Annotated in this window: 28 protein-coding genes; 1 reads left to right on the plus strand and 27 read right to left on the minus strand. The window is 38.4% G+C overall.

From position 1 onward, the window contains the following. Positions 1 to 29: 29 nt before the first annotated feature. The 8 genes from V8Z93_RS13020 to V8Z93_RS13055 all read right to left on the minus strand — a co-directional run bounded on the left by V8Z93_RS13020 (position 30) and on the right by V8Z93_RS13055 (position 6,198). A complete protein-coding gene (locus tag V8Z93_RS13020; RefSeq protein WP_203041574.1) occupies positions 30 to 374 on the minus strand; it encodes a hypothetical protein in 345 nt (114 codons plus the stop codon). A 72-nt stretch (positions 375 to 446) separates the two neighbouring features. Further along, positions 447 to 590, minus strand: a complete 144-nt coding sequence (locus V8Z93_RS13025; protein WP_439431755.1) for a hypothetical protein — start codon at positions 588 to 590, stop codon at positions 447 to 449. Next, entirely contained in the window at positions 587 to 817 is a 231-nt protein-coding gene (gene tnpB / locus V8Z93_RS13030) for an IS66 family insertion sequence element accessory protein TnpB (RefSeq protein ID WP_439431756.1), read from the minus strand. Before tnpB (V8Z93_RS13030) ends, V8Z93_RS13025 begins: the two co-directional genes overlap by 4 nt. Positions 818 to 1,065: 248 nt before the next feature. After that, positions 1,066 to 1,263, minus strand: a complete 198-nt coding sequence (gene tnpB, locus V8Z93_RS13035; protein WP_439431757.1) for an IS66 family insertion sequence element accessory protein TnpB — start codon at positions 1,261 to 1,263, stop codon at positions 1,066 to 1,068. Further along, complete coding sequence (locus V8Z93_RS13040) at positions 1,257 to 1,595, minus strand: hypothetical protein (RefSeq protein ID WP_439431758.1); 339 nt, start codon at positions 1,593 to 1,595, stop codon at positions 1,257 to 1,259. The genes tnpB (V8Z93_RS13035) and V8Z93_RS13040 overlap by 7 nt, the downstream gene beginning before the upstream one ends. Before the next feature lie 311 nt (positions 1,596 to 1,906). Continuing rightward, positions 1,907 to 2,731: a DUF3800 domain-containing protein gene (locus tag V8Z93_RS13045; RefSeq protein WP_439431759.1), complete on the minus strand. Its 825-nt coding sequence runs from the start codon at positions 2,729 to 2,731 to the stop codon at positions 1,907 to 1,909. 299 nt (positions 2,732 to 3,030) lie between these two features. Beyond that, entirely contained in the window at positions 3,031 to 4,227 is a 1,197-nt protein-coding gene (locus V8Z93_RS13050; protein WP_439431760.1) for a sugar MFS transporter, read from the minus strand. A gap of 546 nt (positions 4,228 to 4,773) precedes the next feature. Continuing rightward, on the minus strand, positions 4,774 to 6,198 hold the full coding sequence (locus V8Z93_RS13055; protein WP_439431761.1) for a nucleotidyltransferase family protein: 1,425 nt from the start codon (positions 6,196 to 6,198) through the stop codon (positions 4,774 to 4,776). A 104-nt stretch (positions 6,199 to 6,302) separates the two neighbouring features. Here V8Z93_RS13055 and V8Z93_RS13060 point away from each other — a divergent pair, with 104 nt between their 5' ends. Continuing rightward, positions 6,303 to 6,626 carry a type II toxin-antitoxin system RelB/DinJ family antitoxin gene (locus V8Z93_RS13060; RefSeq protein WP_117729522.1) on the plus strand — a complete coding sequence of 108 codons (324 nt, stop codon included), beginning with the start codon at positions 6,303 to 6,305 and terminating at the stop codon, positions 6,624 to 6,626. A 132-nt stretch (positions 6,627 to 6,758) separates the two neighbouring features. Here the strand turns inward: V8Z93_RS13060 and V8Z93_RS13065 are convergent, their stop codons facing one another. The 19 genes from V8Z93_RS13065 to V8Z93_RS13155 form a co-directional block, all read right to left on the minus strand. After that, on the minus strand, positions 6,759 to 6,962 hold the full coding sequence (locus V8Z93_RS13065; RefSeq protein ID WP_439431762.1) for a hypothetical protein: 204 nt from the start codon (positions 6,960 to 6,962) through the stop codon (positions 6,759 to 6,761). A gap of 463 nt (positions 6,963 to 7,425) precedes the next feature. Next, positions 7,426 to 7,995: a dTDP-4-dehydrorhamnose 3,5-epimerase gene (gene rfbC / locus V8Z93_RS13070; protein ID WP_439431763.1), complete on the minus strand. Its 570-nt coding sequence runs from the start codon at positions 7,993 to 7,995 to the stop codon at positions 7,426 to 7,428. Between the two features lie 23 nt (positions 7,996 to 8,018). After that, the gene (locus V8Z93_RS13075; RefSeq protein ID WP_439431764.1) at positions 8,019 to 9,140 is read right to left on the minus strand and encodes a nucleotidyltransferase domain-containing protein; all 1,122 of its coding nucleotides are present in this window, start codon (positions 9,138 to 9,140) and stop codon (positions 8,019 to 8,021) included. Continuing rightward, positions 9,116 to 10,246, minus strand: a complete 1,131-nt coding sequence (locus V8Z93_RS13080) for a DUF1972 domain-containing protein (RefSeq protein WP_439431765.1) — start codon at positions 10,244 to 10,246, stop codon at positions 9,116 to 9,118. The genes V8Z93_RS13075 and V8Z93_RS13080 overlap by 25 nt, the downstream gene beginning before the upstream one ends. A gap of 9 nt (positions 10,247 to 10,255) precedes the next feature. Beyond that, on the minus strand, positions 10,256 to 11,389 hold the full coding sequence (locus V8Z93_RS13085; protein WP_297134279.1) for a dTDP-glucose 4,6-dehydratase: 1,134 nt from the start codon (positions 11,387 to 11,389) through the stop codon (positions 10,256 to 10,258). Between the two features lie 42 nt (positions 11,390 to 11,431). Beyond that, a complete protein-coding gene (gene rfbD / locus V8Z93_RS13090) occupies positions 11,432 to 12,343 on the minus strand; it encodes a dTDP-4-dehydrorhamnose reductase (RefSeq protein WP_439431766.1) in 912 nt (303 codons plus the stop codon). A gap of 3 nt (positions 12,344 to 12,346) precedes the next feature. Beyond that, positions 12,347 to 13,255 carry a glucose-1-phosphate thymidylyltransferase RfbA gene (rfbA, locus tag V8Z93_RS13095; RefSeq protein ID WP_439431767.1) on the minus strand — a complete coding sequence of 303 codons (909 nt, stop codon included), beginning with the start codon at positions 13,253 to 13,255 and terminating at the stop codon, positions 12,347 to 12,349. 11 nt (positions 13,256 to 13,266) lie between these two features. Next, the gene (locus V8Z93_RS13100) at positions 13,267 to 14,172 is read right to left on the minus strand and encodes a glycosyltransferase family 2 protein (protein WP_439431768.1); all 906 of its coding nucleotides are present in this window, start codon (positions 14,170 to 14,172) and stop codon (positions 13,267 to 13,269) included. Between the two features lie 5 nt (positions 14,173 to 14,177). Beyond that, the gene (locus V8Z93_RS13105) at positions 14,178 to 15,125 is read right to left on the minus strand and encodes an NAD-dependent epimerase/dehydratase family protein (RefSeq protein WP_439431769.1); all 948 of its coding nucleotides are present in this window, start codon (positions 15,123 to 15,125) and stop codon (positions 14,178 to 14,180) included. A gap of 5 nt (positions 15,126 to 15,130) precedes the next feature. Next, positions 15,131 to 15,991: a hypothetical protein gene (locus V8Z93_RS13110; protein ID WP_439431770.1), complete on the minus strand. Its 861-nt coding sequence runs from the start codon at positions 15,989 to 15,991 to the stop codon at positions 15,131 to 15,133. Beyond that, positions 15,984 to 17,888, minus strand: coding sequence for an AAA family ATPase (locus tag V8Z93_RS13115; protein ID WP_439431771.1), 1,905 nt, complete (start codon positions 17,886 to 17,888; stop codon positions 15,984 to 15,986). Before V8Z93_RS13115 ends, V8Z93_RS13110 begins: the two co-directional genes overlap by 8 nt. Positions 17,889 to 17,903: 15 nt before the next feature. Then, entirely contained in the window at positions 17,904 to 18,953 is a 1,050-nt protein-coding gene (locus V8Z93_RS13120) for a glycosyltransferase (RefSeq protein WP_439431772.1), read from the minus strand. Positions 18,954 to 18,967: 14 nt separating this feature from the next. Continuing rightward, complete coding sequence (locus V8Z93_RS13125; protein ID WP_439431773.1) at positions 18,968 to 19,723, minus strand: glycosyltransferase family 2 protein; 756 nt, start codon at positions 19,721 to 19,723, stop codon at positions 18,968 to 18,970. A gap of 2 nt (positions 19,724 to 19,725) precedes the next feature. Continuing rightward, on the minus strand, positions 19,726 to 20,343 hold the full coding sequence (locus V8Z93_RS13130; RefSeq protein ID WP_439431774.1) for an acyltransferase: 618 nt from the start codon (positions 20,341 to 20,343) through the stop codon (positions 19,726 to 19,728). A 9-nt stretch (positions 20,344 to 20,352) separates the two neighbouring features. After that, the gene (locus V8Z93_RS13135; protein ID WP_439431775.1) at positions 20,353 to 21,543 is read right to left on the minus strand and encodes a hypothetical protein; all 1,191 of its coding nucleotides are present in this window, start codon (positions 21,541 to 21,543) and stop codon (positions 20,353 to 20,355) included. Positions 21,544 to 21,547: 4 nt separating this feature from the next. Beyond that, positions 21,548 to 22,759 (minus strand): glycosyltransferase family 4 protein, encoded by a 1,212-nt coding sequence (locus tag V8Z93_RS13140; RefSeq protein WP_439431776.1) that lies wholly within the window; start codon positions 22,757 to 22,759, stop codon positions 21,548 to 21,550. Then, positions 22,756 to 23,925: a glycosyltransferase gene (locus V8Z93_RS13145; protein WP_439431777.1), complete on the minus strand. Its 1,170-nt coding sequence runs from the start codon at positions 23,923 to 23,925 to the stop codon at positions 22,756 to 22,758. The genes V8Z93_RS13140 and V8Z93_RS13145 overlap by 4 nt, the downstream gene beginning before the upstream one ends. Continuing rightward, entirely contained in the window at positions 23,922 to 24,866 is a 945-nt protein-coding gene (locus V8Z93_RS13150; protein WP_439431778.1) for a glycosyltransferase family 2 protein, read from the minus strand. Before V8Z93_RS13150 ends, V8Z93_RS13145 begins: the two co-directional genes overlap by 4 nt. Continuing rightward, positions 24,848 to 25,711: a capsular polysaccharide synthesis protein gene (locus V8Z93_RS13155; protein WP_439431779.1), complete on the minus strand. Its 864-nt coding sequence runs from the start codon at positions 25,709 to 25,711 to the stop codon at positions 24,848 to 24,850. The genes V8Z93_RS13150 and V8Z93_RS13155 overlap by 19 nt, the downstream gene beginning before the upstream one ends. Positions 25,712 to 25,905 lie beyond the last annotated feature (194 nt).

Raw genomic sequence — 25,905 nt, forward strand, 5'->3', positions numbered from 1 at the left:
AGTTGTTCGAGAAGTGAAGTTCAGCATAGCTATGACATTTTACGCAGCAGTTCTGCAACTGCAAACAGGTTAGTACACTTGATTTCCATCTCATCACCAGTCGGAGACTTCAAAATCAGTCTCTCAACTTGCCAACCTGCAGGAGTTTGTTGCTCGGGAACAAAATTCTCCTCAACTGTCAAAGCGATAAACTCACCTTCGCCTAGCTTCTTGTTTTCATTTGGTTGAAGCTTATTTGAACGATATGATTTCTTAAACTCAATGAGCCAGTCATAATCCACTGCCTCATCCTTACAATACTTGCGCAAGCTACGACCTTTACGATTTTGGTTGTAATCCTGCATCACTTTTTCGAAATATTCCCTTGTTTCCATTATCAAACTGTTTTGATTACGGATGCAAAGGTAATATATTATATAGGTACCGCCATACGGGCTAATGGTGATTTACTCTTCAATTTTGGAAACACGGTTTCTAATCTCTATCGTCTTTCGCTTAATGGCTTCTACTTCAGCATTAACCTTGTCTATACGAGCATTGGTGTCTGCTATCTCAGACTCCAGTGCTGCTATTTCATCTAGTACATTCATATCTTTATTTTTATCTGAATTAACGTTGACATGAGAAGTATCAAAGTTTGCTTTGACAACTCATGGGTTATTTTACATTTCTCAAACTCCGGCTTAAGGGACTTATCATCCGTAAACCATTTCAAGCAGAGTATCCATCCATTTATATCATAGTGCAAGATTTTTACCTTGCGATAGTTCTTGGAGTAAAAGACGATAGTTCTTCTTGTACAGGATGAGCCAGTCATGATCTACTGCTTCATCTTTGCAATACTTACACAGGCTACGTCCCTTTCGGTTCTGGTTGTAGTCCTGCATCACCTTTTCAAAATATTCTTTGCTTTCCATTTTATGTGAGTTTTAAAACGGTTGCAAAGATAATATTTTTCATTTACCCCACCTTACGCTGTATTGGTGGTTTACTATTATACTTCTGTTTTTGGGTATCAAAGATTGGCTTAATGAACTTGCATTCCTTGTCAAGCTTCTTCTCTGACTACACGTAACCATTACGTTCGTAGTAAAACACTCGAAGTTGGCGACGGCTCTTGTGCATGAAAATAAACACCTTGCCAGATCGCGGATCTTCATTCAGTACATATTTAATGTAGCTCTCCAAGCCATCCCATTTATAATGGAAGCTTACATTGCATTCACAATACATGTACTTCATTCCTCCTGTCAGACTCAACATGGTCGAATTGTCATAAGGTGGCTAACAACAGTTATCAAATCTGTCGCTTTTATACCTTGGATACGAACTTTCAAATCTGTTGGAGTCTGAATAGAGACTTCCTTAATGAATGAGCTTACATCAGACGATGGTTTATCACAAGGCAAATCCGTAATTTCTAACTCAGCTGCTTGAACTTCCTCTGCAGGAAGTTCAGAAAGGAACTTGCCCTTTTTCAAGGCTTCGACCATCTCATAATAATCCAACATTCTCTCACGGCAGAAATCTGCCACTCCAATCTTTCCGGTTTTCTGAAGAGCACGGAACTCCTTTACATAATCGGTCAATTCCATATTGCTGTGATTTTAAATTTAACCACTGCAAAGGTATCAACTATTTTTCAAAGTGCCAAATTCATAGTGGCCCAGAATTCGGACGCTTACGAATCTACTTATGTTTAAAAACTTTTTTGAACTCCCTTCAAAAAACTATGCAAATACATTAATAGATAGGGATTTTTGTTAATCTTGATTAAACTTACCCCAAAATCAAGTTGAATATTTGCAACATATAAATATTTGTATTATCTTTGCAGTAGAAAAATAACTCTTGACGTATTGAAAGGCTACGTGTGTCGTAGCTCACTCGTGTAGATACGCAGGAGTTATTTTTTTGCTTTCGAAGTATCACGGACATAATTACTTGGTTTGAAGCTCCAATGGCTGTATGGCAAAGTCCATCTTTCCTCAATTTGGCTGATGCCAGTACTTTCCCCAATATTAAATCCTGGATGCAATTCCCGTATCTTGGAATTAATATATTTATAAAGCTTTTCCTTGATAATAGTTCTTTTACCTCTGCGATTGGTAGTACCATCCTTGATTTTATGCTTATTATTGAGACGAAAGCAAATCGATCCCAAGATTAAGTCCATAAATTGCAACATAAGATGTTCTGAAGAATCAATTTCACAAATATCAGACTCACGAATATGTATATTAGCCTTTTGAAATCCCTTATCATAGTTGAGTCCATAGATAAAGTTCTTAAACTCCTTCTTATCCTCACCCTTCAAAGGAATATCATCCAACATTATTTTTAAGTACTGAGGTTTGTTCTCAGGATTAGAATATTGGAAACCAAAAGCATGCTTGATAAATTGATAGTATAACAAAGGATAAGCCTTATGTCTTTGTTCTCTTGTTAAATAGGGAGCCGTATACTGGTTATTACGAAAAAAAATTCGTATTTTGATATAACCTTGAGCCAACAAATCAAAGATGAAATCAACCAGAGTCAAATACTTCGCATACCAATATTCATTTACTTTTTGCCATTTGATTTCCTCCGTTATACCTAACTCTTCAACAAAAGTTTTAGACATAGCCAACACATTCTCGTAGTTTTTAGAATCTACGAGAATGCCGCCATAGAAATTGGAGTAATACGCCCCCTCTTTATCACTTTCATCGAACCAAATATAATACATAATTTTTTTTTGCAGCAAATATACACTTTTTCCTCGAAACCACCAAGAAATTAACAAGAAATCTGCAAGTTATCAGCAAATTACCTGGATATAAACTATAACCAGTCATCCCCAGGCGGTCCCAGCCCGCACAACCTGGCGAGACCTTTGATGGTCCGCCAACCTTAGAGCGTAGCGGTTCCGAGCACCGAGTAGGGCGGTTTTCTCCCTCGCTCCTGAGGAGAGAGGGCAGGGGTGAGAGGTGGAGCCTTCCTTAAGGGTAAGGAAGGACGGGTAGGTTTTCGAAAAAAATCCTTTTGCTAAAGGGAGAAGGAGGGTTTCAAAAGCGCATACCCTCCAATCACCCCATAACATACTAACGGTATGAGAAATGCAATCGCCATACTCCCCGTAGTATCCGCAATATACCCCATGATTACAGGAGCAACCGCACCCCCCACTATCGTCATGATAAGCAACGAAGAAGCAAGCTTGGTCTTTGTACCCGCATCCCTCAATGCCAGCGAGAAGATAGTCGGAAACATGATGCTCTCTCCCAGATACAAAGCGAAGAACGCAATGAGAGATAAGGTTCCGCTACATACCACCACAATCAATGTGGCAACAAAGGTGAGGATGGCACAAGCCAGCAGCACCAGCCTTGGCTGGACATAATTCATGATGACACCACCAGCCAACCTGCCGATAAAGAACAGACCCATTCCGCCAAAGGCGAGATACAGACTGGCAGTCTGCTTCTCTATATGAATGCTCTCCTCAGCATAGTTGATGAAGAAACTGTTCACACCCGTCTGGGCAGCCACATAGAGAAACAAGGTCAGCATACCAAAACCGAATGCCATCACTCGCATCGGCTTCTCCTCCACCATCTCGTTCGTATCCGCCTCATGCGCTCTCCTTGGGTCCGGCAACTTGATCCTTGACAGAACCAGCGCCACAGCAAGCACGAAGATACCCACCAGGGCATAAGGGATGGCGATGTTGACACCCGAGAACAGAAGCTGTCCGCCAACCAGCGGTCCAACAATCCATCCGATACCATTGAGCGACTGCGACAGGTTGATTCTGCTCTCCGCCTTGTCAGGATGTCCCAGTACCGTGGTATACGGATTGGCACTCGTTTCCAGACAGGTCAGTCCGCATCCTATCACAAACAGCGACAGAACGAAGAAGTAGAAACTGTTGATCCTGCTTCCCGGTATGAACATCAGAGCACCGATACCGAAGAGCACCAGTCCTGTTATCACTCCCCTCCTGTAGCCCCACTTCCGGATAATCCATCCGGCAGGCAGCGCCATCAGAAAGTAGGCACCATAGACAGCTGCCTGCGTCAAGGCCGACATCGTCTTGCTGATATGGAACGACTCCTGGAAATGCGGATTCAGCACCTCCAGGATGCCATGAGCAAATCCCCACATAAAGAAGAGACTGCTGATGATGAGGAAGGGCACCAGATAGTTATGCCCTTCGTATCTGAAGATGGATGGCTTCGTCATGATACTCTGCAAATTTAATAACTACACTAACACTACACTCCACTACACTGATTTTTTGATTTATACGAGGTATAAATACGAATCCGTTTCCGCTTCATTAGAAGAACAGAAAGAAATCGAACTGAGCCTCATTTGAATCCGAAGTGAATCTCACGTAAACCTTAATAGAGCCCCACGTAAACTTTATCTGAGCCCCAAACCAATTCGAAATGAAACTTACTTCAAAAGCAAATGAAGCCAGTTTCAATCGCAAAAAAGCCTTTTTGCTTTACAGTATAAGCAAAATCGTGAGGGATAAAGCCCAAATCGTGAGGGATGCGTGAGGGATAAATCCCCATTTTAGCCCATCAGTCACGCATACGAATCCTTTAGTAATCAGCATCTTATCAAATTTATATCTGAAAATCGTGATGGGTGATAGATGAGATGCAAAAAAAAATCTGCGTCATCTGCATTATCTGCGAAATCCCAGAACCGAGCAGGTTCAAATTTGTGGGAATCTGTAAAATCTGTGGGACTAGAAAGAGAAAAGAAGATTCCGAAAGATTACCTCCTGTGTTTAAGTCTCCAGAAGAAATGCCATGTCCTGAAGATAGGCTCACTCAAAGCCTCAGCAGGATAATATCTCACGAAGTGCATATTTCTCCAAATCTTCAGGAAATATTTCTTTGCCACTCCCTGCTGTGTGAAATGCCCATACTTGGTGAAATGCCTTCCGAAGTTGCCACCATTCAGTATTTCTGCCAGCAACAACTTTCCTCTCTTCTCATCCATCGGAGCTATCATCTTTTCCTCTGATAATCCCAATACCTCATGCAGCACATACATCACCGCCCCTGCAAACTTCCACAATCCAAGATGCTTCAATTCTCTCTGCGCCACAACTAAAGCAGTAGAGGCAGAAGAAGTAACAACAGTAGTAGAATCAACAGAATTATCTCCCTCTATAGCAAGGCGGTCCCATCCCGCACAATCTGGCGAGACCTTTGATGGTCCGCCATCCTTAGAGCGTAGCGGTTCCGAGCACCGAGAAGGTGCGGTTACATCCCCGCTTCTGAGGTTTCTGTCCCCCGGGAACGGGGGAACCGAAGGGGGTGTAAAGACCATTGAAGAGGGGCTTGGGGAGAAAGTGGAGCCCTCTTTGGAAAGAGGGACGGGGTGATTCGAAAAATTGACGGGGTGATTCGAAAGATCATTATTCAAAAATACATTTTTAGAGAAATCATTGACTACAAGAAAATAGTCAATGATTTGCCTCATTCCAATTCCTTCATCAAAGAAATGATGATACAGATGCGTCAGCTGATACACCACATTGAAAGAAGAAGTAGGAATAGCAATATCCCCTGCCTCATCGGGCAGCCCCACAATATGCGAGCATTGCAGATCCGCAATCCTTCGAAACCATTTCTGCAATCTAGCATGATAGATAGGATTATTCATGGAGCAAGGAAAGAAATGCAACTCTACAGGCACACCATCCAAGGAAGTCTCCAGATGCTGCAGTCTGATATCATCTTCCAGTTCAAACTTCTTTTGAGCATACTCCATAATCCTCTCCCTACTAGCATCAATCCAAACATCAATATCTCCAGGAGTGCGGGAATAAGGATTCGAATACATCAAGGCATTGCCCTGCCCTTTCAAAACACAGCACCTCATCCCATCCTCTCTCAGCATTGAGAAGAGCTTGCTCGCCACAGCATTCACCTTCATGTTCTGCCTGCGAATCTGTTGCGCCTTACCCATCCAAGTCATCAGCAGTTCCCTCCCTATCGGATTCCGCTTCAACTCCTCAGGATACTCCTCCCCCAATCTCTCAATACCCTCAAAGCAAAGCCCCAGCAGAGCCTGCTTGGAAGCAAAGGAATACAGTTCCTGCCAGTTCATACAAGCTATCACCCTACTCATATTCTCCTTTTTCCCCAAGCTATATCTCAGGAAAGCGAAAAAAGCAGTTATATCATTCATTCAACTATTAATCTTTATTAAATTATTAATACTATCGCACCAATTTACGTCATAATGATGTATATTTGCAATCAGAATGATTATTAATTAAACATTATAGGCTTATGGCACAGACAGCAATGACAGTCCGTATGGACAACCAGCAGAAAGCACAGTTTGATAAACTCTGCGAGCAATTCGGCATGAGTGCGAATACCGCTATCAACATCTTTGTTAAGGCAGTAATTCGCAGTAAGAGCATTCCCTTCTCCATTCAAGCAAAGAATGAAGAAGAAGATGAAGTGACTGCAAAAGCAAAAGCTGCGTTCCAGTATATGTGTGACACTGCAAGAGAGAATAACATTGATATGTCACTTGATGAGATCAATGAAGAAATCAGAGAAGTCAGACGATTAAGAAAAGAACGCAATGGTATATGCAGTCATTGATACGAACATCATCGTATCCTCGTTTATAACCAAGATTTGCTTGATGGAAGCGGTACTGTTTTCCAGACAGTTTATGCGGTTTATATTCAGAAGGTAATTTTCCAGTTTCTTCAAGTAAGCGAATAACCTTCTTTAGCTTTTCCCCAACTTTTCAAACATATCATCAGCACTTTTATACTCAGTCACCCTACCATGGCGAATATCATCCATAGCTTCCTCTATCCCAGTTTTTTTCTGATGATCAGGAACAATTACGACACCTTTCATAGACTCAAGAACCTTCTTAAGTCCAACCATAACACTTTTGTCCTCCACTTGTATAGTTAATGTTGGCATAATCTCTATTTTAAACGTTTAACTTTTGACGTAAAATTACGCTTTTTTCTCGAAACCACCAAGAAAATCACAAGAAATCTGCAAGTTATCAGCAAATAACCACGAAATCAACCGTAAACTATAAACTATTAACTGTAAACTGCTATCCCCAGGCGGTCCCATCCCGCACAAGCTGGCGAGACCTTTGATTGGTCCGCCAACCTTATAGCGTAGCGGTTCCGAGCACCGGAGGGCGGTTACATCCCTTGCCCTTTTGGAAAGGGCGAGGGCTTGGGAGTGGGTTAAGGACCCTCCCGCAGGGGAGGGACAGGTGGGGCAAATATAGCACTGTAGGGCGGTTACGCCCTCTCTCTCTTCGGGCAAGAGAGAGGCTTGGTGAGAGATGTGGAGCCTTCTTAAATGGTAAAGAAGGACGGGATGATTTTAGAAAAAAGATTAGATGATTTTAGAAATCAAAATCCGTTTAGTATTCGAAAGGGCTATCGAAGTCCTTCAACACCTCATGTTTCGTATCCTTTTCCGAAAGATTAGCATGTACCGTAGGAATGCGCCAATCAATCCCAAGAGATTCATCCAGGATTGAGATACCCCCATCAGCCTCAGGGTGATAGAAGTTATCACACTTATATTGGAATACCGCAGTTTCTGATAACACAGCGAAACCATGCGCAAAACCTTTAGGAATAAAGAACTGACGATGATTATCTTCCGTCAGTTCCACTGCCACATGCTTACCGTATGTCGGCGAACCCTTGCGGATATCCACGGCAACATCCAGCACTCTACCCTTCACGCATCTCACCAACTTGCTCTGGGTAAACGGAGGTCTTTGGAAATGCAAGCCACGCATCACACCATAACTGCTCATGCTCTCATTGTCCTGGCAGAACTCCACCTTGTAGCCAACTAATGGCTCCACCTTCTCTTTAAACTCTCGCTCGCTGAAGCTCTCGAAGAAATAGCCACGAGCATCTCTAAACAGGCGAGGCTCAATGATGAGCACGCCTTCAATATCTGTCTTTATTACTTCCATTTTTTATATACTTTTAATTATTCCTATTTCTTAAGCGATTTCTTCCAAAAGAAACGCTTCACCTTCGATATAATCCACCATCTTGCTTCACTAGGACAGACAAAGCCAAGATTCCAGCACCTTTTAGCAACCCAACAATAGTTATTGAAGGCATCCTTGAATCCACGATGCTGAAATACATATTCACCTCTACCGAAGTTGCCAACCCTCATGATATCTTCCATCATCTTTTCTGCCCATACCTTCTCTTGATGAGAAAACGGCTCCACTTGTGATGGAAGGGACATTCCCAGATAATCAACACAAATACAGGTAAAGATTCTCCATGCCCTTTCCATGTGCATCTGATGCAGATATTCATGATGCTGCAACCAGTCTATCTTGTCTGCACAGTTCGATAAGAACATGGCATAATCTATCACCTGCCTCAATCCCAATCCTTCTTCATATACATGGTTTACCATGTGCGATATCAGGAATACACTCTCAAAGATTGGAGGGAATACAGGTACAGCATACCCATCCATATCAGCAGAAGACAACTCTGATGGAAATACCGAAGCGAACATTTCCTGCATAGCATGATCGGTAGATGGACATTGATAATTGTGAACCTTATAATGAGGCTCCACAGTCACTCCATCTACCCATGCCATACCATGATGCTCATGCACCAAATCATGATCTACTTTTCCTATCTTTTCCAGCACCTCCATTGTCTTCTTGAAATCTTTAGGATTCACAACAAAGTCGATATCTCCTGGAGTTCTATGAAGAGGATTAGGATAGCGCAAAGCTGTTGTTTGTCCCTTCATAAAGACAACAGAAATACCCTCAGATTTCAAAACTTGGTCAATTTTTACAATGACTTTCCGATGAAGACAATTCGTTTGCTCGATGCGTTGCATCGTCGCAATTCTCTTCAGCTTATCACCCAGAGGAATTGAAATGCACTCAGAAGGCAGCAAACTCATCCCATCTAGCAACAAAGCTGAGACTGTTTGTTCATCAGCCAATTGAAAGATGCTTTTCCAATCTGCTTCCGCAAAATCAGAAGCATCCAGTTTCTCACCAAAGAGAACTGCTCGAAGAAATTTTAAAAGTAAATCTTTAGATAGGTTCATCGTTTCTGTTCCAGCAACCATTTGAAGTATTCCTCATGCTGGTCAACCAAATGCTCCCAAGAATACTCATTCTTGATTTCCTCCACATTTCCATCCGTGAAGTTCTTCTTATGCTGTGTACAGATATTCTCGATATCATTCAGCATCTCTGTCACCTTCTCTTCATTTGGATAGTACAAAGAGTTCTTCTTCAACACGGCACGATTAAAGATGTTGTCATGAGCAAGGATAAAGCACTCAGAAGCCATCGCTTCCAACAGAGAAGGATTGGTACCACCCACACTATGACCATGGAAATAAGCCTTAGAGAAGTGACGGATAGAATTCAGTTTGTTGAAGTCATAGATTCCACCTACGAATTTTACACTCTTCTCCTTGCCATACTTGGCAACCAATTCCTTACCATGAGGAGTATTGGTTTTACCAACCACAATCAGAGGTCGTTTGCCATTCTCCTTAGAATGCAAGTAGCCCTCAATAGCCATCACGATATTATTCTCAGGTTCCAGTCTGGCTACCAGAATATAATATTCCTCAGGTTTCAAGCCATACTCCTTCAGATGTTCCACATTATAATCATCATGGATGTCGGCACCGTATGCCAGGAACTTACTGTCCTTAGCATACTTCTCCTTGTAGTAATCATGAATACCCATATTGTCTGCAATCAGATAATGACTATGTTTAACGGCCATTTTCTCTTCCCAGAACACGAACTTGCGTACCCATTTATTGAACTTGGTACGCTTATATTCCAGGCCATCCATGTTGGTAACCACAATACTCTTGGTGACATTCTTCACATCAAACCAGATGAAAGCAGGAATGATGCTCGTATATCCTGCCTCATAGATGATATCGAAGTTTTCACGCTTTAAGGCATCCTTCAGCGACATGAAGTCGTAGAAGAACGAGCCGATACTTCCACCCATCCAAGTCTCAGGACTATAGATATGTTTGATTTTTACACCTTTGTACTCATCATCCTTATAGGGATGATAAGAAGGCGAATACACCGTAACCTCATGGCCACGCTTCACCAAGCCCACTGAGATATACTCAGCAAACTGCTCAAAACCTCCGTAGTTATTAGGAATACCACGGACGCTAACAAATGCTATTTTCATAAAAAGCTATTATCGATTTGAATACATGTTGTCGTAGTACTTCTGGTAATCACCAGAGGTTACGTTGTCCATCCATTCCTGGTTCTCGAGATACCATTTTACGGTTTCCTCGATACCCTCCTCAAACTGCAGAGATGGCTCCCAACCGAGTTCCTTCTGAAGCTTGCGAGAGTCGATGGCGTAACGCATATCGTGACCCTTTCGGTCGGTTACATAAGTGATGAGATCCATATCCTCGCCTTCCTTTCTGCCGAGCAATCTATCCACGGTCTTGATAACCACCTTGATGATGTCGATGTTCTTCCACTCGTTGAAACCGCCGATGTTGTAAGTCTCGGCAATCTTACCCTTGTGGAAAATCATATCGATGGCACGGGCATGATCTACTACATACAACCAGTCGCGCACGTTCTCTCCCTTACCGTATACTGGCAATGGCTTGCGATGACGGATGTTGTTGATGAACAGCGGAATCAACTTCTCTGGGAACTGGTATGGACCGTAGTTGTTAGAACAGTTGGTTACGATGGTTGGCATACCGTATGTATCGTGGAAAGCGCGGACGAAGTGGTCTGAGCTTGCCTTGGATGCAGAATATGGAGAGTGAGGATTGTACTTGGTTGTCTCCAGGAAGAACTCCTCGCCGTAAGCCTCGTGGTTCTTACCGCTGGATGCCTTGGTAGTGAAAGGAGCAGGAATGCCCTCAGGGTGAGTCATCTGCAAAGCACCGTAAACCTCATCGGTAGAGATGTGGTAGAAACGCTTGCCCTCGTATCCCTCAGGAAGACTCTCCCAGTAGATCTTTGCCGCCTGGAGCAGAGACAGGGTACCCATCACGTTGGTATGAGCGAAAGTGAATGGATCCTTGATACTTCTATCTACGTGGCTCTCGGCAGCGAGATGGATGATGCCATCCACCTTGTAGTCCTGCATCAGCTTCAACATCAGGTCGAAATCGCAGATGTCGCCCTTAACGAAAGTATAGTTAGGCTTGTCCTCAATGTCCTTGAGGTTAGCCAGGTTGCCTGCGTATGTCAACTTATCAAGGTTGATGATGTGATACTCAGGATATTTGTTCACGAAAAGCCTTACTACGTGTGAGCCGATGAAACCAGCACCGCCCGTGATAATGATATTCTTCATTTTGATATTTTTTTAATGTTAAATATTTAATTATTTAGAAGATTACTTCTGCTTAAGATTTGTAATACACTTCTCCAGAGAATCCACCCAATAAGGAACCTTAACACCAAAGGTCTCCTTGATGGTTCGCTTATCCAATACGGAATAAGCAGGACGAGTTACAGGAGAAGGATACTCCGAACTATAACATGGCTGGATAACGCATTCCGTATGGCCGGCGATTCTTGCAATCATCTGGGTGAAATCATACCAGGAGCAGACACCCTCATTTGAGAAATGATAAACTCCAACATATTCATCCTTGCTCTGGGCAATCTTTACCTTATCCAATATGGTGATGATGGCATTAGCCAGATCGAGTGCGTATGTAGGAGTACCGCACTGGTCGAAGACAACCTTCAACTGTGGCTTGGTTGCCGTCAGGTTGAGCATCGTCTTGCAGAAGTTCTTGCCAAACTCAGAATACAGCCAGGCCGTACGGATAATCACGTAATCACAGCCTGTAGCCATAATCTTCTGCTCACCATGAAGCTTCGTTGTACCATATACGCCAGTAGGAGTTCCCTTCTGGTCAGGATTACATGGCACATTATAAGGTTCCTTACCAAAGACATAATCTGTAGAGATTTGGATGAGCAGGCCATCAACCTCCTTCATCGCCTTAGCCAGATTCTCTGGAGCATCCGCATTGAGTTTTTCTGCCAATGCAGCCAGTTTCTCATCAGTCTCGCAAGCATCCACATTGGTCCATGCCGCACAGTTCACGATGGCTTTCACATCATTCTCCTTCACCATCTTGCGGATGGCATTCATATCAGTGATATCAAGGAAAGTAGTTTCCAGACCTTCCACCTGATTGACATCGGTAAAGATATAATGATCTGTTGTATGTTGGCTAACGATGCGCATTTCATTACCTAGCTGACCGTTAGCACCTGTTACTAAAATATTCATAACCTAGTATTCTAAATTCTTCTTTAATGTTTGATTGCCTTCATCCAATATCGAAAGCAGATATCTTCCATAATCATTTTTGAGCATAGGCTGTGCCACCTCACGCAGTTTCTCAGCCGTAATCCAACCCTGGCGGTATGCGATTCCTTCCAGACAAGCTACCTTCAAGCCCTGGCGCTTCTCCAAGACCTCGATAAAGGTGGATGCCTCAGAAAGGGAATCATGAGTACCGGTATCAAGCCAGGCGAATCCTCTTGCCATGGTCTGTACCTTCAACTGCTTATCCTTCAAGAACTCCTGATTAACGGTGGTGATTTCCAACTCACCACGGGCAGAAGGCTTAATATGCTTAGCTACTTCCACAACCTTGTTAGGATAGAAGTACAAGCCAACCACCGCATAGTTGCTCTTTGGATGCTCAGGCTTCTCTTCGATACTTAAGCAATTACCCTGCTCATCAAACTCTGCTACGCCATATCGCTCAGGATCGCTAACTCGGTAACCGAAGACAGTAGCCTTGTCATTCTGCTCAGCATCTGCTACAGCCTTTGCCAAGATTTGGTTCAATCCTGCGCCATAGAAGATGTTGTCACCAAGTACAAGACAAGCAGAATCATTACCAATAAACTTCTCGCCGATTATGAATGCCTGTGCCAAACCATCAGGAGAAGGCTGCTCTGCATACTCGAACTTCACTCCAAACTGGCTTCCATCACCTAAAAGACGCTTGAAACCAGACAAATCAAATGGAGTTGAGATAATCAGAATCTCACGGATACCTGCCAACATTAAAACCGAGATAGGATAATATATCATCGGTTTATCAAAAATAGGAATCAGCTGCTTGCTGATACCTTTGGTGATAGGATACAAACGTGTACCGCTACCACCTGCTAATACGATTCCTTTCATATTTATATAAACTAATGTGATATTTTTCTTTTCAAAACAATAATTGGAGTAAAACAAGCAACCAACAACATAACATAGTATTGCCACTTTGTATAGTAAGTTGTAATACTCTGCTTAACATCAGTATGTTCAAAATTATCCAAACGAGCAATAACAGTCTTGAAATATCTAACAGAAAGATACTTGTAAAGCAAATCCGATTTAATCTTCAGCCAGGTTTTACGAGAAAGTTTTTTCTCTTTAAAAGCTTGATTTATCAAAGTTACAAAATCTACAGAAAAGACTTTAAATATATTATATCCGCCCTTTTTCGGAACATATTGATCTTCAAACAAAACCCTATCATCCAATACAAAACTCTTCTTATAGTCTTGGCTTAACAAAAGGGAAGTTTGAGGGAAGTATCTATCCAGTTCCACAAACTCTTTTACGTTGTCAAAATCAGACTTCCACATACCATACCCTGCACTCCAAGAACAGAAATACGAAAGCCCAAACATATACTCATCAAAGCCTTCATAGAAAATTACTTTTTTCTTTTGTCGAAGACCATTGGTATATATAACTTGTGACCTAGATTTCCTCAATTCCTTTAGTTGTCCAATCAACGTTTTCAACGTCCCTTTCCGAAACTTCGTATAATTATTATTCAGTTTCAAAAAATCCCCCTTACCATACGATAGGGCATAAAAGGAATTCTTGAAACCCTCACATTCCGTTATATGATAATGCAAGTTATCAAAATGAAACTCATCGGCCACAGGTTGAGTAGTATGTTCCTTGGAATTATCTGAGATAACAACTTCAAAGTCGTCCATACTTACCCCATCCAAATCTGCATAAATACTAGCAATCGTATTACGTAATATATCCAAACGATTATACGTTGGAATACAAATTGACAATATCGGATTCATTTTATTTAATGTTTGTTTATAATAGTCTTCACATAGTCATAAAAATGTCTAATACCCTCTTCCAAATGGGTATGTTGTACTTCTATAAGGGAATGAAGTTTAGTAATATCCAATACCATAGAATTGACATCTACGCTACGACTGGCTTTATAAGTTACTTCGAAAGGGATATCTACACAATGATGCAAACGTTCGATTATGTCATTAACAGAATAACCAAATCCACTTCCAATATTTACGATTTCGTTATTTACACCACTATCTATCATCTTATAGAAAGCATCAGCCAAGTCATCTATATAGATATAATCTCTCACATTTGTTCCATCACCCCAAACTTCAATAGGGTCTCCTGCCAGTATTTTTCCTAAAGCCACAGCAATGAATCCCTGATTTCCATGAAGAGATTGTCCCTTTCCGAAAGGATTGGAAGGACGCACTATCAAATAATTCAAATTACCACGACGATTTTCAAACAAGATATTACTTTCAATGATTTGTTTTGTCAAACCATAATATGAAATTGGTGCCAAATGATCATTTTCGTTGAATTTTTCTCCCTGAATACTATTACCATATACGGTTCCACCAGAAGAAAAATAAACAAACTTCACATTTTTCTCCGCACAGAGTTCCATCAATCGTGAAGTTGGGAAGACTACATTTTCAAATTCTCTTTTAAAATCTTCATAGGTACTACCAGGAATTAATGTTGATACAAGATGCACAATCATATTAATTCGATGATCCTCTATGACACACTTTAATAAATCAAAGTCTGCAATTGAACCTCTAATAATAGTCACATCTCCCTCTATGTCTTCCAATCTGCTTTTATTTGCAAATGTAGGTTCAAAAACGAAGATTCTATACTTATCGCTTTTAACAAAAGCATGGATTAAATTAGAGCCGATAAAACCAGCTCCACCAATAAACAATATATTCGTTTTCATGAGTTCTATATATTTATTTGTTTTTCTAAATATTCAGCATACCATTTTGATTTCGCCAAGGCCAATTTCAAGACAACCTTCCAATGGTTAGTTCCATACTCCTTGGCATCCTCCAATGCATTTTTTTGTAAATCTTCTAAGCATTTCTCTACTCCACACTCAGAAGCACTATTTTTCAGTTTATTTTCTATCTCCGTATAATTACATACAGCTTCCTCCTCAAACTTACCCAATAATCCCAATTTCGAGAAATGGTTTTGTATCAATCGGAACATTGATTCTTCAACCTCATGGTTGGAATCATCCAGATAATATTCAAAATCTATATAACCATTTTCATCTTCAAAGAGACGAACAAACAGATATTGCACATTAGGCAACCGATGATAGTAGAAATTGATAATGAGCGGATTACCATCTTCGTCTCTCACTTTATCACCCTTCGCAGAATTACAATCTGAACAACAAGGAAGTAAGTTGAGAGCATTAACGGCATATTCCGGGTATTTTTCCTTAGGAAGTATATGCTCTGTAGTGTTGGCACGGCTAATTGTACAGTAAGGACATTTTCTAAGATAAGTTCTCTTGTTATTACCATCTATCCAGGCACGTATGTCTTTTACCACCTTAGCCTTACTACCATACAACGCTTTCATCAATTGCTTTTCATAGTAAGCATAAGAATCATCTTGGTTCAAAAGATGAACACGTTGGTCATTAAAAGCTGTTTGATATGTCTCATAAGATTTACATACCTTTTCCTCTATACGCAACAAAGCATCTTTATCTGGGCCATTGTCCTTCCGTTCGACAGCCCCTTTGTATAATTCAAAAGCATCCCCATCATAGGGTTTAAAATTAATCATCGCCCACGTCCTCCTTCAACTTTTGCCTAATGTACATGTAAAGATTTAAACTCATAGGTAACCCGTCTGATTTTAAAGTTTCAGCTATCTTATCTTCATCCCATCCATCATGCACGAATCGCTCCACAAGATTACAATAGTGTTTTGATATTTCAGAACGGCCAAATACATCATCAGTTATTGTGGTCAGATTTTCTCCTAGCGTCTCTGTGTTCATAGGTCGAACCAAGACCGATTTTTCATCATCATCCTTTTCTATCACCGTTACATTTCTCGCCAACAATTCTTGCAATACTACAGAAGAATGGGTAGCGATGATACATGCAGAGTTAAATTCTTGGCAAATTTCGTAGATTATTCTTACAAGTTTGGTAATGCCATTAGGATGCAGATGAACCTCAGGCTCGTCAAAAAGAATCAGAGAGTTTTCACGAATATGAGCATACAATTCTGTGATGATGTTAGTCATCATCGCTTGTCCGCTACTCATCTTCTCTTTTACTTCATCGAATTTTACTTGATTAATCTCATGATTTCTTCCACAAATACCTTTCAGCTTATCTTTTTCGACGACCTCCTTTAAAGTCATCATATAATCACAAACCCTATCCTTATCATAAATGCAATCTAAAGATAAATGAAATCTCTGTTGCATATCATCATCAGAGAACAAAGACTCACGGCTTTTACGTAACCCACAATATATGAAGTTATAAGACGACTTTAAAGACAACTCATAGAATCTATCAAATATGCTATAAGAGATAGCTATAGTCTTAGTAAACGCAGGTTTACGATTGTTGACATAGCACTCTTCCTTGTTTTCATTCAAAGCTTTAGCCAAAGAATAGAGCACAGAAGATTTACCAGAGCCATTCTCCCCTATAACAGCCTTCACCCTATCTAAATTGTATTGGTTGTCAAGGTCACCAAAGAAGAATTTTACAGGAACCAACTCCTCTTTACAGTAGGGAATTTCACATTTCACGGAAAAATTATATCTCTGACTAATATCTATCCCTTCAAGTACACAAACTGCATTTCGATATGCCTCAAACGCCGACTTGTTTCGTAGCAAAGACTTCTGAAATGCTATAGTCTGTTGATAAATGTCAGCTATCGAAGAGAAGTAAGCTGCATCTCTAAGCGCAAACAAAATACTTTTATACTTTTGTGGGAACAAATCCTTGATTGCACTATAGTACGAAAGATCTTGTCCCACAGAACAAAAATGCTCAGACAAAAGCAAACACTTATCTGGGAGAACATCAGCAGTTTTTTCCTTATAATCATACATAATCTTCACACAACCAACAGGAAAAAACTGTCTGTTCTCATCATAGTAATAAAGTTCAAAAGAAGTTTTATTGCCAAAATCATCCCAATTGATGCTACGCAACACAAAGGCAGGAAACTCATCAACAGTGCTATTAAAGAAAATGGGAATTCGATTTTTCTCTATATCCTCAGGCCATAATTTACCTTGAATGTTTTGTACGAAATTATAAACAGGCAAATTAGCCCTTGTAGCAATACGCTCTAAAGCACAGTTGGTACCAACAAGCACAGTATTGATTTCCCTCACATAGCGAAGAATTTCTTCTTCACTACCTCTAACTTCTGGTGCAACCACCATATTTAAGAATTTATAGTAGGTGTCATCAGTAGACTTAAGCAATCCGAATCGGGTCAAGAAAGTATATTCTTCGTCCCAATCCGAATTCTTACGTAAATGCTGATCAGCATCCCCATACGCATCCTTGTATCTAGGATCATCAGAGTTCAACAGATGAAGATTCCAGATTTGGTCAAGGAAATCCACTTCATCCATTTGTCCCCAGATAGAACCAAGCGAAAGAATACGTTTGAATAGTTCAAGTTTCTTCTGAGCATCCATATTATTATCACGATTTTAATCTATCGTTTTCAAAACAATCCTTCTCAACAAAGCTTTGAAAGAATATTCATTCTCATATAACAGTTTTGCCTGTTTTACCTTATCTAAAATTTGTTCCGAACGAATATTATTCAACACAAAAGAAATCTTACTAGCTAAATCTTCTGAGTCATCAGGCTTGTAAAATGTTACGTGGTTTTCTGAAACATAATCTCTTATAGCAGGAATATCCGTTACTATAATAGGCTTTTCGTTTGCCATAGCTTCCATCATTGCCATATGCCCAGCAGATAATTGCGTATTAAGCAATGGTAAGACAAATATCGTAGAATGTTCTATGAATGAACCAAACTGATTTAGTGTAATACCATATTGAAACTTCACTGGTGAATGTTCCATATCTGAAGTAACACACTCTGGGCGTGTGGCAATTAAACACTCGATATCAATATTATTAGAATTGAGTACTTTCATCGCAGAGCATAATGTTTCATATTTACGATTACTTCTTCCACCACTTGCAATATAAGGACCAGAAACATGGAAATCTTTTTTATCTTTATAAATAAAATCACGTCCATATTTAACATACTCAAACTTACCTTTTAACTTAGGGAACAAGAGATTGTAATGCTCTACCTCATTTTCACCGTAAACAAATATATGTTCTACATTTTTATAGCAAAAATTCACAAAGATTTTTCTAGAATTAAAATATAACTTATTTGCCTTTGACTCGAACAAAAAACCACCAATAGAGATTTTTCTCTCAATATGAAGAATTCTTGCTAACAAACAATAGAAAATTCCTACTATTGGATTTATAAAGACCAAATATTCAAACTTTGAAAAATCTTTCCCAAACAATTTCCATGCATAATAAAAAGACATAATCCAATAAGTAACATGAGTAAAGAACCCACCAACGATTTTAGTCTTTTGAAACAACTCAGTCAAGCTATTCTCATATTTTGAATAATAAAAAGTTGGATTTACAATATCGAATAAAGCTCCTAATAACTCTTTTTCTCTTTGCTTATATTCAAACGAGTCTAATACAATCAAGCAATTTTTTCTCATTATGAATGTAAATTAATACCTATTTTTCTAAACATTGTTTTTACTGAAAATCTAATTAACATATTCAGATATAGCAAATAAGCTTTAGCAGAAGAAAGCTCAGAACATCTTTTTAAAACGATATAATATTCTTTAATTGCTCTAAAAGAATCACTTATGCCTCCTTCACTAACAATTATTGTCACCATATCTAAAAATGCAGTGCGAAGATTTCTACCTTTTCTTAGTAACAAATCATAATCTGCCGCAATTTTTAAATCAATATCATACAATCCTATTTCTTTAAAAAGTTTACGATTATGCAAAGCACCTGGATGAGAAATTGGCATACCTTTCAAGCAATGTGGCCAAGTCCAACAAGAACCAACTTCATAAATATCTTTATCATCCATTGTCACCATCTTTCTTTTACTAGAAATCAAATCATATTCAAGATTTTGTTTGTTTATAAAATCAAGATATTCAACAAGTGCATTTTGTGCTAATCTATCATCAGCACCTATAAACATTATCCAATCACCATGTGCATGAATCACACCTTTATTCCAAGCATCATATATACCCTTATCAGGTTCTGATATATGTACTGCAATTTTATCACCATACGAATCAATAATTTTATTCGTATCATCCTTACTACCACCATCGACCAGAATCAACTCTGTCTCATCGGTCAACTGCGGCACAATGCTGTCAAGACACCTGTTCAATGTCTTGGCAGCATTCCATGTTGCTATAATTATTGAAATTTTCATATTTAATCATTTATCTTTTTTATAAATTTAGCAGGGTTTCCACCCCAAATTTCATCGGCAGGAATGCTCTTTACGACTACAGAACCTGCTGCAACAATGCTTCTAGCTCCAATTGTTACGCCTTTACCTATGTAGCAATTGGCTCCAATAAAGACATCATCACCAATAATAACTGGAGCAGACTTAGCATGCTTTGAATCTTCAGAAGTTCTTCGTATCTTGTAATCAAGAGAATGATGATTGGAATCAGAAATACGTGTTCCACCACCAATTTTCACATGTTTACCTATAACCACTCTCTGACTACAATATATCATGGCTCCATTCATACCGCTATCGTCTCCAATTGTTAGTGTTGCATTGGCAAGAACTATCAATTTGCATTTTGAGTTCCAGGATTGGTCTGTATAGGAGTTAAACATGACATTATTTCCTAAAGAAACAATACCAGAATTTCTATTGATTTGCAATGCAGGAGTGGCATTATAACATTTCACTTTTTTTCCTATTTTTACTCTGTTAAAGAATAATAAAACATGGAAAATAACAGTACACAAAAAAGAGTAAATTACCATCAAGGCATATTGAATAAGTTTAAATGTACAACGTAAATAGTGCATATTCAAAAATTACTTTGAGTTATCATTACGGAACAAAATATGTTCACGAAACATTATCGTTGAAATTGGAAACATATAAAACAAAATAGTTCTGCTTATAGGTTCACCAAAAAGAGACAAGAAAAACATACATGAATAGATTAGCATACTTTTCTTTTTTTCCAAAAGAGGAGACCTACAAAAGAGAACGATTATCAGTCCTCCCAAAATAATACCCCAATCCAAAAATACCATTAAAAGTCCATTCAAAAATCCGTCTTCTTCAAATCCTTGATAATTTAACTCATTAGCATCTCTACCCAATTGATTATAAAATATCATCTGCTTGAGATGAACAACCTCTGGATCACTATTAATAGTAGCAGTAGATGTTCCAATTAAAGGATATTTTAATAGTAACAGCTTTCCAACCTGGACATCTCTTATACGAGCCAAGCCAGAAACTTGATTTTCACCAACCAATTTATTTTCAATATTAGACCACAACAATGGTATGGAAAATATCGCCAGCATAACTGCTATTGGAATAATTCTTTTCTTATAAGGTGATTTATATAAATAAACAGCCCAATTTAACAACATAACAATGTAACCATTTGTTGAATGCGTAAAATAAATACATAAAGAAACCAATAATATTACTTTAATACCTTTTTGTTTAATAATGGAGAATAATAGAAAAGCATTTAGGAAGATTTGCCACACACCAGGTTCCCAAGCCAAACCTTGTATTCGAAGCTCACCTGAAGAATACTGATTAAAAAAACAAAGATAATTAAATGTATATGGTTGAATACCCGATATCAAAGTTGCAGGACGTAAAGAACTTTTAAAGAACATCAACACAACAACATGTAAAAGACTATAATAAAATAGTAATTTCAGAAATTTATAAAAGTCTTCCAAAAATGAGGATTTTCCATCCCTGTAATTTAAAAGAAAACAAATTGTTGCCACAAAAACGAACAACATATAACAAATCCATTGAATGTCCAATCCTTTTAATAGCATAATCATGACAAAACAAATAAAGAAATATAAAATTTTTGTTCGATATATGCATTTTAAAGTTGATTGAATATTCTTTAAGTTCAATACAATTAAAAGGAAGCAACCTAACCAACCTTGACCTGAAAAAAGATTCAAAAAGCAAGATTGTAATATAATACAAAAAAAGGATAGGTATATTCTTATGCTCATACTATTATTGTTTCGAAGCATCATTTTCTATATCATTAAAAATTTTTATAAGTTCACTTACTATCATGGTTGGATTATGACGTTCTAAAGCTACATTCCTACCATTCCGACCTAATCTAAGCGTAGAAGATTTATCCCCAACAAGTTTCACAATACAAGCTGCCATCAAATATGGATCATTCGCTGGGACAACTATTCCTGTTTCTTCATGCTTAACCAATGTTGAGGTTCCTCCCACATCAGTTACTATAACAGGAGCACCTAACAATTGAGCCTCACAAACAGTATTCGGACTATTCTCGATGTAAGAAGGATGTACATAGACATCAGCCGAGCAAACCACATCTATCAATTGATTGGCATTTATCACACCTTTAATGCATACGTTAACATCATCATGTTTTACATGAGTCAACATTTCCCATGCATGCATATCATTGACACCATAAACTTCCCATACGAAATCGAATGAAGCATTTTCTTTCAACACCTTTGCTGCTCTCAATATCAAGTCACCACCTTTATAGATAGAGCCAGAGATAATAGATACTATGTGTTTCTTTTGATTATCAGATCTTGTCCAAACCTTCTCACTGTTATATATGGCAGGTCGCAACATCTCACTACAATAGAAATAGGTAGCCTGTGGAGCGAGTAAACGAGTGATATTTTTATCCCAATCCGTTCTGCCAATAAAATATTTGCAAGAACGAAACATCTTCATTTCTCTCTTCTTGAAATATTTCAAAGCTAACCAAGTGAGAATGGCATTTTTATTTCCCAAAAGCCATTTTCTCCATGACAATCCTTGTGGCATCCAAGCTTCATAATAAGGATTAAGTATTCCCTGCAAATGGATAACTACAGGAATATCAGTTAAAGTACTTGCCAGCCCAAAACCATTCTCCGTACCAAAACAAAGTATAACATCGGGACAAACTGCATTTATCACCTCCTTGATTCGCTCACAAAACTTCGCTTCCTTCTGATCATATTTCCAGAAAGTATGCTTAATGGTTTCTATACCATAATACTCAGTTCCTTCGTAAGATTCATCCGAATTATAATCATTGGGAAATGCAAGAGATATTTTAACCTGGTCGGAATAAGACCTCTCTATCTCTTTTTGCAATGAAGCAATCCAGCCACCTCCATTATATTTATTTGTATTTTTAAGCAGTCCTGGAGTTCCTGCTAAAAACAAGACTTTAATCATTGTATACTATTAAACAAAGTTAGCCATTTTTCACCTACATTCTCTATTTTATACTTGCCAGATGTATCAACTGCAGTTTGAGCCATAAACATCCTCTTAGCCGAATTATCCATCAGGAATAGTAGCTTTTGTACAAAGACATCTACATCAAATGGAGGCACAAGAAAGCCTGTATTGCCGTTATCAACTATTTCACTTGCAGCAAGATAACTATTAAAAACCACAGGTATACACCCATAAGCCATTGACTCTGAAAGAGTTAATGGCCACCCCTCATAAATACTTGTCGCTATTAGTATTGAAGCTTCCCCATAATAAGGTTTCATATCACTTTTAAAACCTTCAAGTCTCACATGCTGGAGATTCTTGGCTTCAATAAATTTATCAATTTTTGAGCGTTCAGGACCATCACCAACAATAACCAACTCCCAATCAGTTTTTACTTTTTCTATTTTAGCCCATATAGACATAAGATAATCTATTCCTTTTTGACTAACAAGGCGAGCAGGAAACAAACAGATTTTCTGCTTTTTGTCCCAATCTACTGAACTTGGTGTCTCGATAGTAATAGGATTATTGATAGCAGTAAGCTTTTCTGCCTTAGATATACCAGATATTTGAGCGAAGACAGAAGAAAATTTAGAGGTGAGCAACACATACTTATCAGATTCATGATATATTCTGCAATGTCTTCTCTTTATCAAGAGTGATATTTTAAAATAAAAATAAGGATAAAAAAACTTTCTTTTTATTCTCTCCATACGAGATAGAGGTATTTCATAACGCAATGCCTTCAAAAACGCATTAGGGGTATTATGCTCTACTGTTATAATCTTTAAAGTTGGAATATCACTTTTTAACTTCCAAAGAAGTTTATCTACAGGAGCGTAAGAATCCTGAAATATGATAAAATCTATCTTTCTTTCTCTGACAATCTGTTTTAACTGTTCATAATTCTTTTGACAACAATAATCGTCTGAATCATGCGCTTGTGTAAATTTTACTTTATTATCCAGCTTAGAAAGCAACAATTCAAAATCTACACCTACAAAGGAATATATCTGAACTCCATTGCCTTTACTTGCAAAATAATTCGCTAAATACGTAGTTACATTTTCTATCCCTCCATAAGAAGGATATTTGTGCATAAAAAAAAGAATATTCATAATTTTCTAATGACATATTTATAATAAAAGGAACAATAATTTAAATAAATCTTTGGAAAATAAAGCATCATTTTCTCTAATAAATTTAAATGCATCTTTACAATTTTATCCACAAAAGAATGTTGCCTTAATTTTCTGTAAGAAACATGATACCACAAGAAGAATTCTCTCAATGCAAAAAGTGTCTTTCTGTGAAAAAACATCTGTTGCTTATTACTATCATTCAAGATCTTATGATACAACTCAAATTGTTTGGCATACATAGAAACTATTTTTTCTATAGGGTGCCTTTTGTGTCCAAGTCCCGTATCAAAAATATAATATTTGTATCCAACGCTAGAATTATATCTGATAGTAGAGCAAAAACACAGATACTCATATATAAAGATAGAATCCTCACCATAGGACAAATCTTCGTCAAACCTTATATTATTGGTATCTATTATAGACTTACGAAAACACTTAGCCCAAGGCGCTGTGTTTAAATCTCTCAGTATTGCATCCTCTGCACATCGAATTTCAAGCACCGCATCATTGTATTTCAGCTCTCCTTCTTTTATATCACTTGCACTATTTATTGTGACAGCACCTTGAATTTCCATATCTGAATCTTGATGAAATTTTGATAAGTAGTATCTATTAACATTATCATCACTGTCAACAAACAAGGCCCACTCACCACAAGCATTATCCAGTCCAACATTTCTTGCTGAACTAACTCCTCCATTTTCTTTATGAAAAACTCTCACTCGATTATCGCTTTTGGCATATTCATCACAAATAGCTCCAGATTTATCATTACTTCCATCGTCAATAAGAAGCACCTCAAAATCCTCAAAAGTCTGTGACAAAATACTGTCTATACAACGATTAAGATACTTCTCAACATTATAGACAGGAACAATTATACTAAATGTAGGTTTCATCTCAAAACTTGCCATCCAAAAGTTTTTTCCATTATATCGCTTCTCCAATTACATTTGAAGAACTTCGTTGAATTACAAATCTCTTTCCATTTATTTTCATCAAACGGTAGGTTAGACTCTTCAGACTGCATGAAATAAAGATACTCATTTTCCATTGGAAGAGCGTCTATCTCATGACGGAAAGAAGTGCTTGTATTATAAAATAGTTTTACAAGTTGGTCTATTAAAAAGTATTCCACTAATTCATCATTCTTTTCCCAATACGTTTTCCATGCCTCCGATAAGAAACAAGCCATAGGATGACCAGCAGGCATATACCAAAGAAAAGAAGACCACTTGCATTCACTGATATACTGTGGCTGATATGCGCTCTTTATGGAATACAGAGAACTTTGCTTGTCTATTGGATGCACAGGGAAGATTGTGGCATCCATCCACCATCCACCATATTTCCGCAATAGGGCAAAACGCAAAATGTCTGAAAAATGCGTCAAGGTCATTTTACCCTCTGCCAATTTTCGTAATACGACATTTGGCAACGTAACATATTGCTTATATGAATCAGTATCAAGCACAACCAACTGAAACTCACCTTTCATTCTATCAATCTGTTCTACGCATTGCTTTACCAAATCTGGCATATGGTCACGCCCTTGCGCCCAAAACACCCAAATCGTATTATTGGTATTTGCCGTTACAGAAGCCTTCTCAAACGAGCTATATTTGAGAGCCATACGTTTGAATCTTCGCTGTACATAACGATATACGACTTGATTTCGAGTAAAGCAACTTTTCTTTGAGCAACGTCTTGCTATTTTTGAGCAAAACGCATCTATTAAATAAGGTATGTCATGAATCATACATGAAGTTTTTTAAAAACAACTTTTTCTATATTTTTCTGAATAAAGATTCTCACTTTATCTATGAAAACGCAAACGACAAATATCATTATTGAGGAGAATACGACATACAGCACTCCTTCGACAGCATTATGGCAAAGCATCTGATAGTAATGCCCATAATGACTTGTAAGCCAATCTCGCACCATAGAGTA

The organism is Segatella copri (assembly GCF_051861805.1).
Lineage (GTDB): Bacteria > Bacteroidota > Bacteroidia > Bacteroidales > Bacteroidaceae > Prevotella > Prevotella copri_M.

Coding starts and splice junctions, on each gene's coding strand:
- V8Z93_RS13045 (WP_439431759.1), bottom strand. CDS start 2,731: ATGTATTATATTTGGTTCGATGAAAGTGATAAAGAGGGGGCGTATTAC.
- V8Z93_RS13075 (WP_439431764.1), bottom strand. CDS start 9,140: ATGGTTGCTGGAACAGAAACGATGAACCTATCTAAAGATTTACTTTTA.
- tnpB (WP_439431757.1), bottom strand. CDS start 1,263: ATGTTGAGTCTGACAGGAGGAATGAAGTACATGTATTGTGAATGCAAT.
- V8Z93_RS13085 (WP_297134279.1), bottom strand. CDS start 11,389: ATGAAGAATATCATTATCACGGGCGGTGCTGGTTTCATCGGCTCACAC.
- V8Z93_RS13025 (WP_439431755.1), bottom strand. CDS start 590: ATGAATGTACTAGATGAAATAGCAGCACTGGAGTCTGAGATAGCAGAC.
- V8Z93_RS13060 (WP_117729522.1), top strand. CDS start 6,303: ATGGCACAGACAGCAATGACAGTCCGTATGGACAACCAGCAGAAAGCA.
- rfbA (WP_439431767.1), bottom strand. CDS start 13,255: ATGAAAGGAATCGTATTAGCAGGTGGTAGCGGTACACGTTTGTATCCT.
- V8Z93_RS13100 (WP_439431768.1), bottom strand. CDS start 14,172: ATGAATCCGATATTGTCAATTTGTATTCCAACGTATAATCGTTTGGAT.
- V8Z93_RS13080 (WP_439431765.1), bottom strand. CDS start 10,246: ATGAAAATAGCATTTGTTAGCGTCCGTGGTATTCCTAATAACTACGGA.
- rfbD (WP_439431766.1), bottom strand. CDS start 12,343: ATGAATATTTTAGTAACAGGTGCTAACGGTCAGCTAGGTAATGAAATG.
- V8Z93_RS13065 (WP_439431762.1), bottom strand. CDS start 6,962: ATGCCAACATTAACTATACAAGTGGAGGACAAAAGTGTTATGGTTGGA.
- V8Z93_RS13105 (WP_439431769.1), bottom strand. CDS start 15,125: ATGAAAACGAATATATTGTTTATTGGTGGAGCTGGTTTTATCGGCTCT.
- V8Z93_RS13050 (WP_439431760.1), bottom strand. CDS start 4,227: ATGACGAAGCCATCCATCTTCAGATACGAAGGGCATAACTATCTGGTG.
- V8Z93_RS13115 (WP_439431771.1), bottom strand. CDS start 17,888: ATGGATGCTCAGAAGAAACTTGAACTATTCAAACGTATTCTTTCGCTT.
- V8Z93_RS13020 (WP_203041574.1), bottom strand. CDS start 374: ATGGAAACAAGGGAATATTTCGAAAAAGTGATGCAGGATTACAACCAA.
- V8Z93_RS13150 (WP_439431778.1), bottom strand. CDS start 24,866: ATGGCAAGTTTTGAGATGAAACCTACATTTAGTATAATTGTTCCTGTC.
- V8Z93_RS13055 (WP_439431761.1), bottom strand. CDS start 6,198: ATGAATGATATAACTGCTTTTTTCGCTTTCCTGAGATATAGCTTGGGG.
- V8Z93_RS13125 (WP_439431773.1), bottom strand. CDS start 19,723: ATGAAAATTTCAATAATTATAGCAACATGGAATGCTGCCAAGACATTG.
- V8Z93_RS13130 (WP_439431774.1), bottom strand. CDS start 20,343: ATGCACTATTTACGTTGTACATTTAAACTTATTCAATATGCCTTGATG.
- V8Z93_RS13040 (WP_439431758.1), bottom strand. CDS start 1,595: ATGGAATTGACCGATTATGTAAAGGAGTTCCGTGCTCTTCAGAAAACC.
- V8Z93_RS13135 (WP_439431775.1), bottom strand. CDS start 21,543: ATGAGCATAAGAATATACCTATCCTTTTTTTGTATTATATTACAATCT.
- V8Z93_RS13155 (WP_439431779.1), bottom strand. CDS start 25,711: ATGATTCATGACATACCTTATTTAATAGATGCGTTTTGCTCAAAAATA.
- tnpB (WP_439431756.1), bottom strand. CDS start 817: ATGACTGGCTCATCCTGTACAAGAAGAACTATCGTCTTTTACTCCAAG.
- rfbC (WP_439431763.1), bottom strand. CDS start 7,995: ATGGAAGTAATAAAGACAGATATTGAAGGCGTGCTCATCATTGAGCCT.
- V8Z93_RS13140 (WP_439431776.1), bottom strand. CDS start 22,759: ATGATTAAAGTCTTGTTTTTAGCAGGAACTCCAGGACTGCTTAAAAAT.
- V8Z93_RS13110 (WP_439431770.1), bottom strand. CDS start 15,991: ATGATTAATTTTAAACCCTATGATGGGGATGCTTTTGAATTATACAAA.
- V8Z93_RS13145 (WP_439431777.1), bottom strand. CDS start 23,925: ATGAATATTCTTTTTTTTATGCACAAATATCCTTCTTATGGAGGGATA.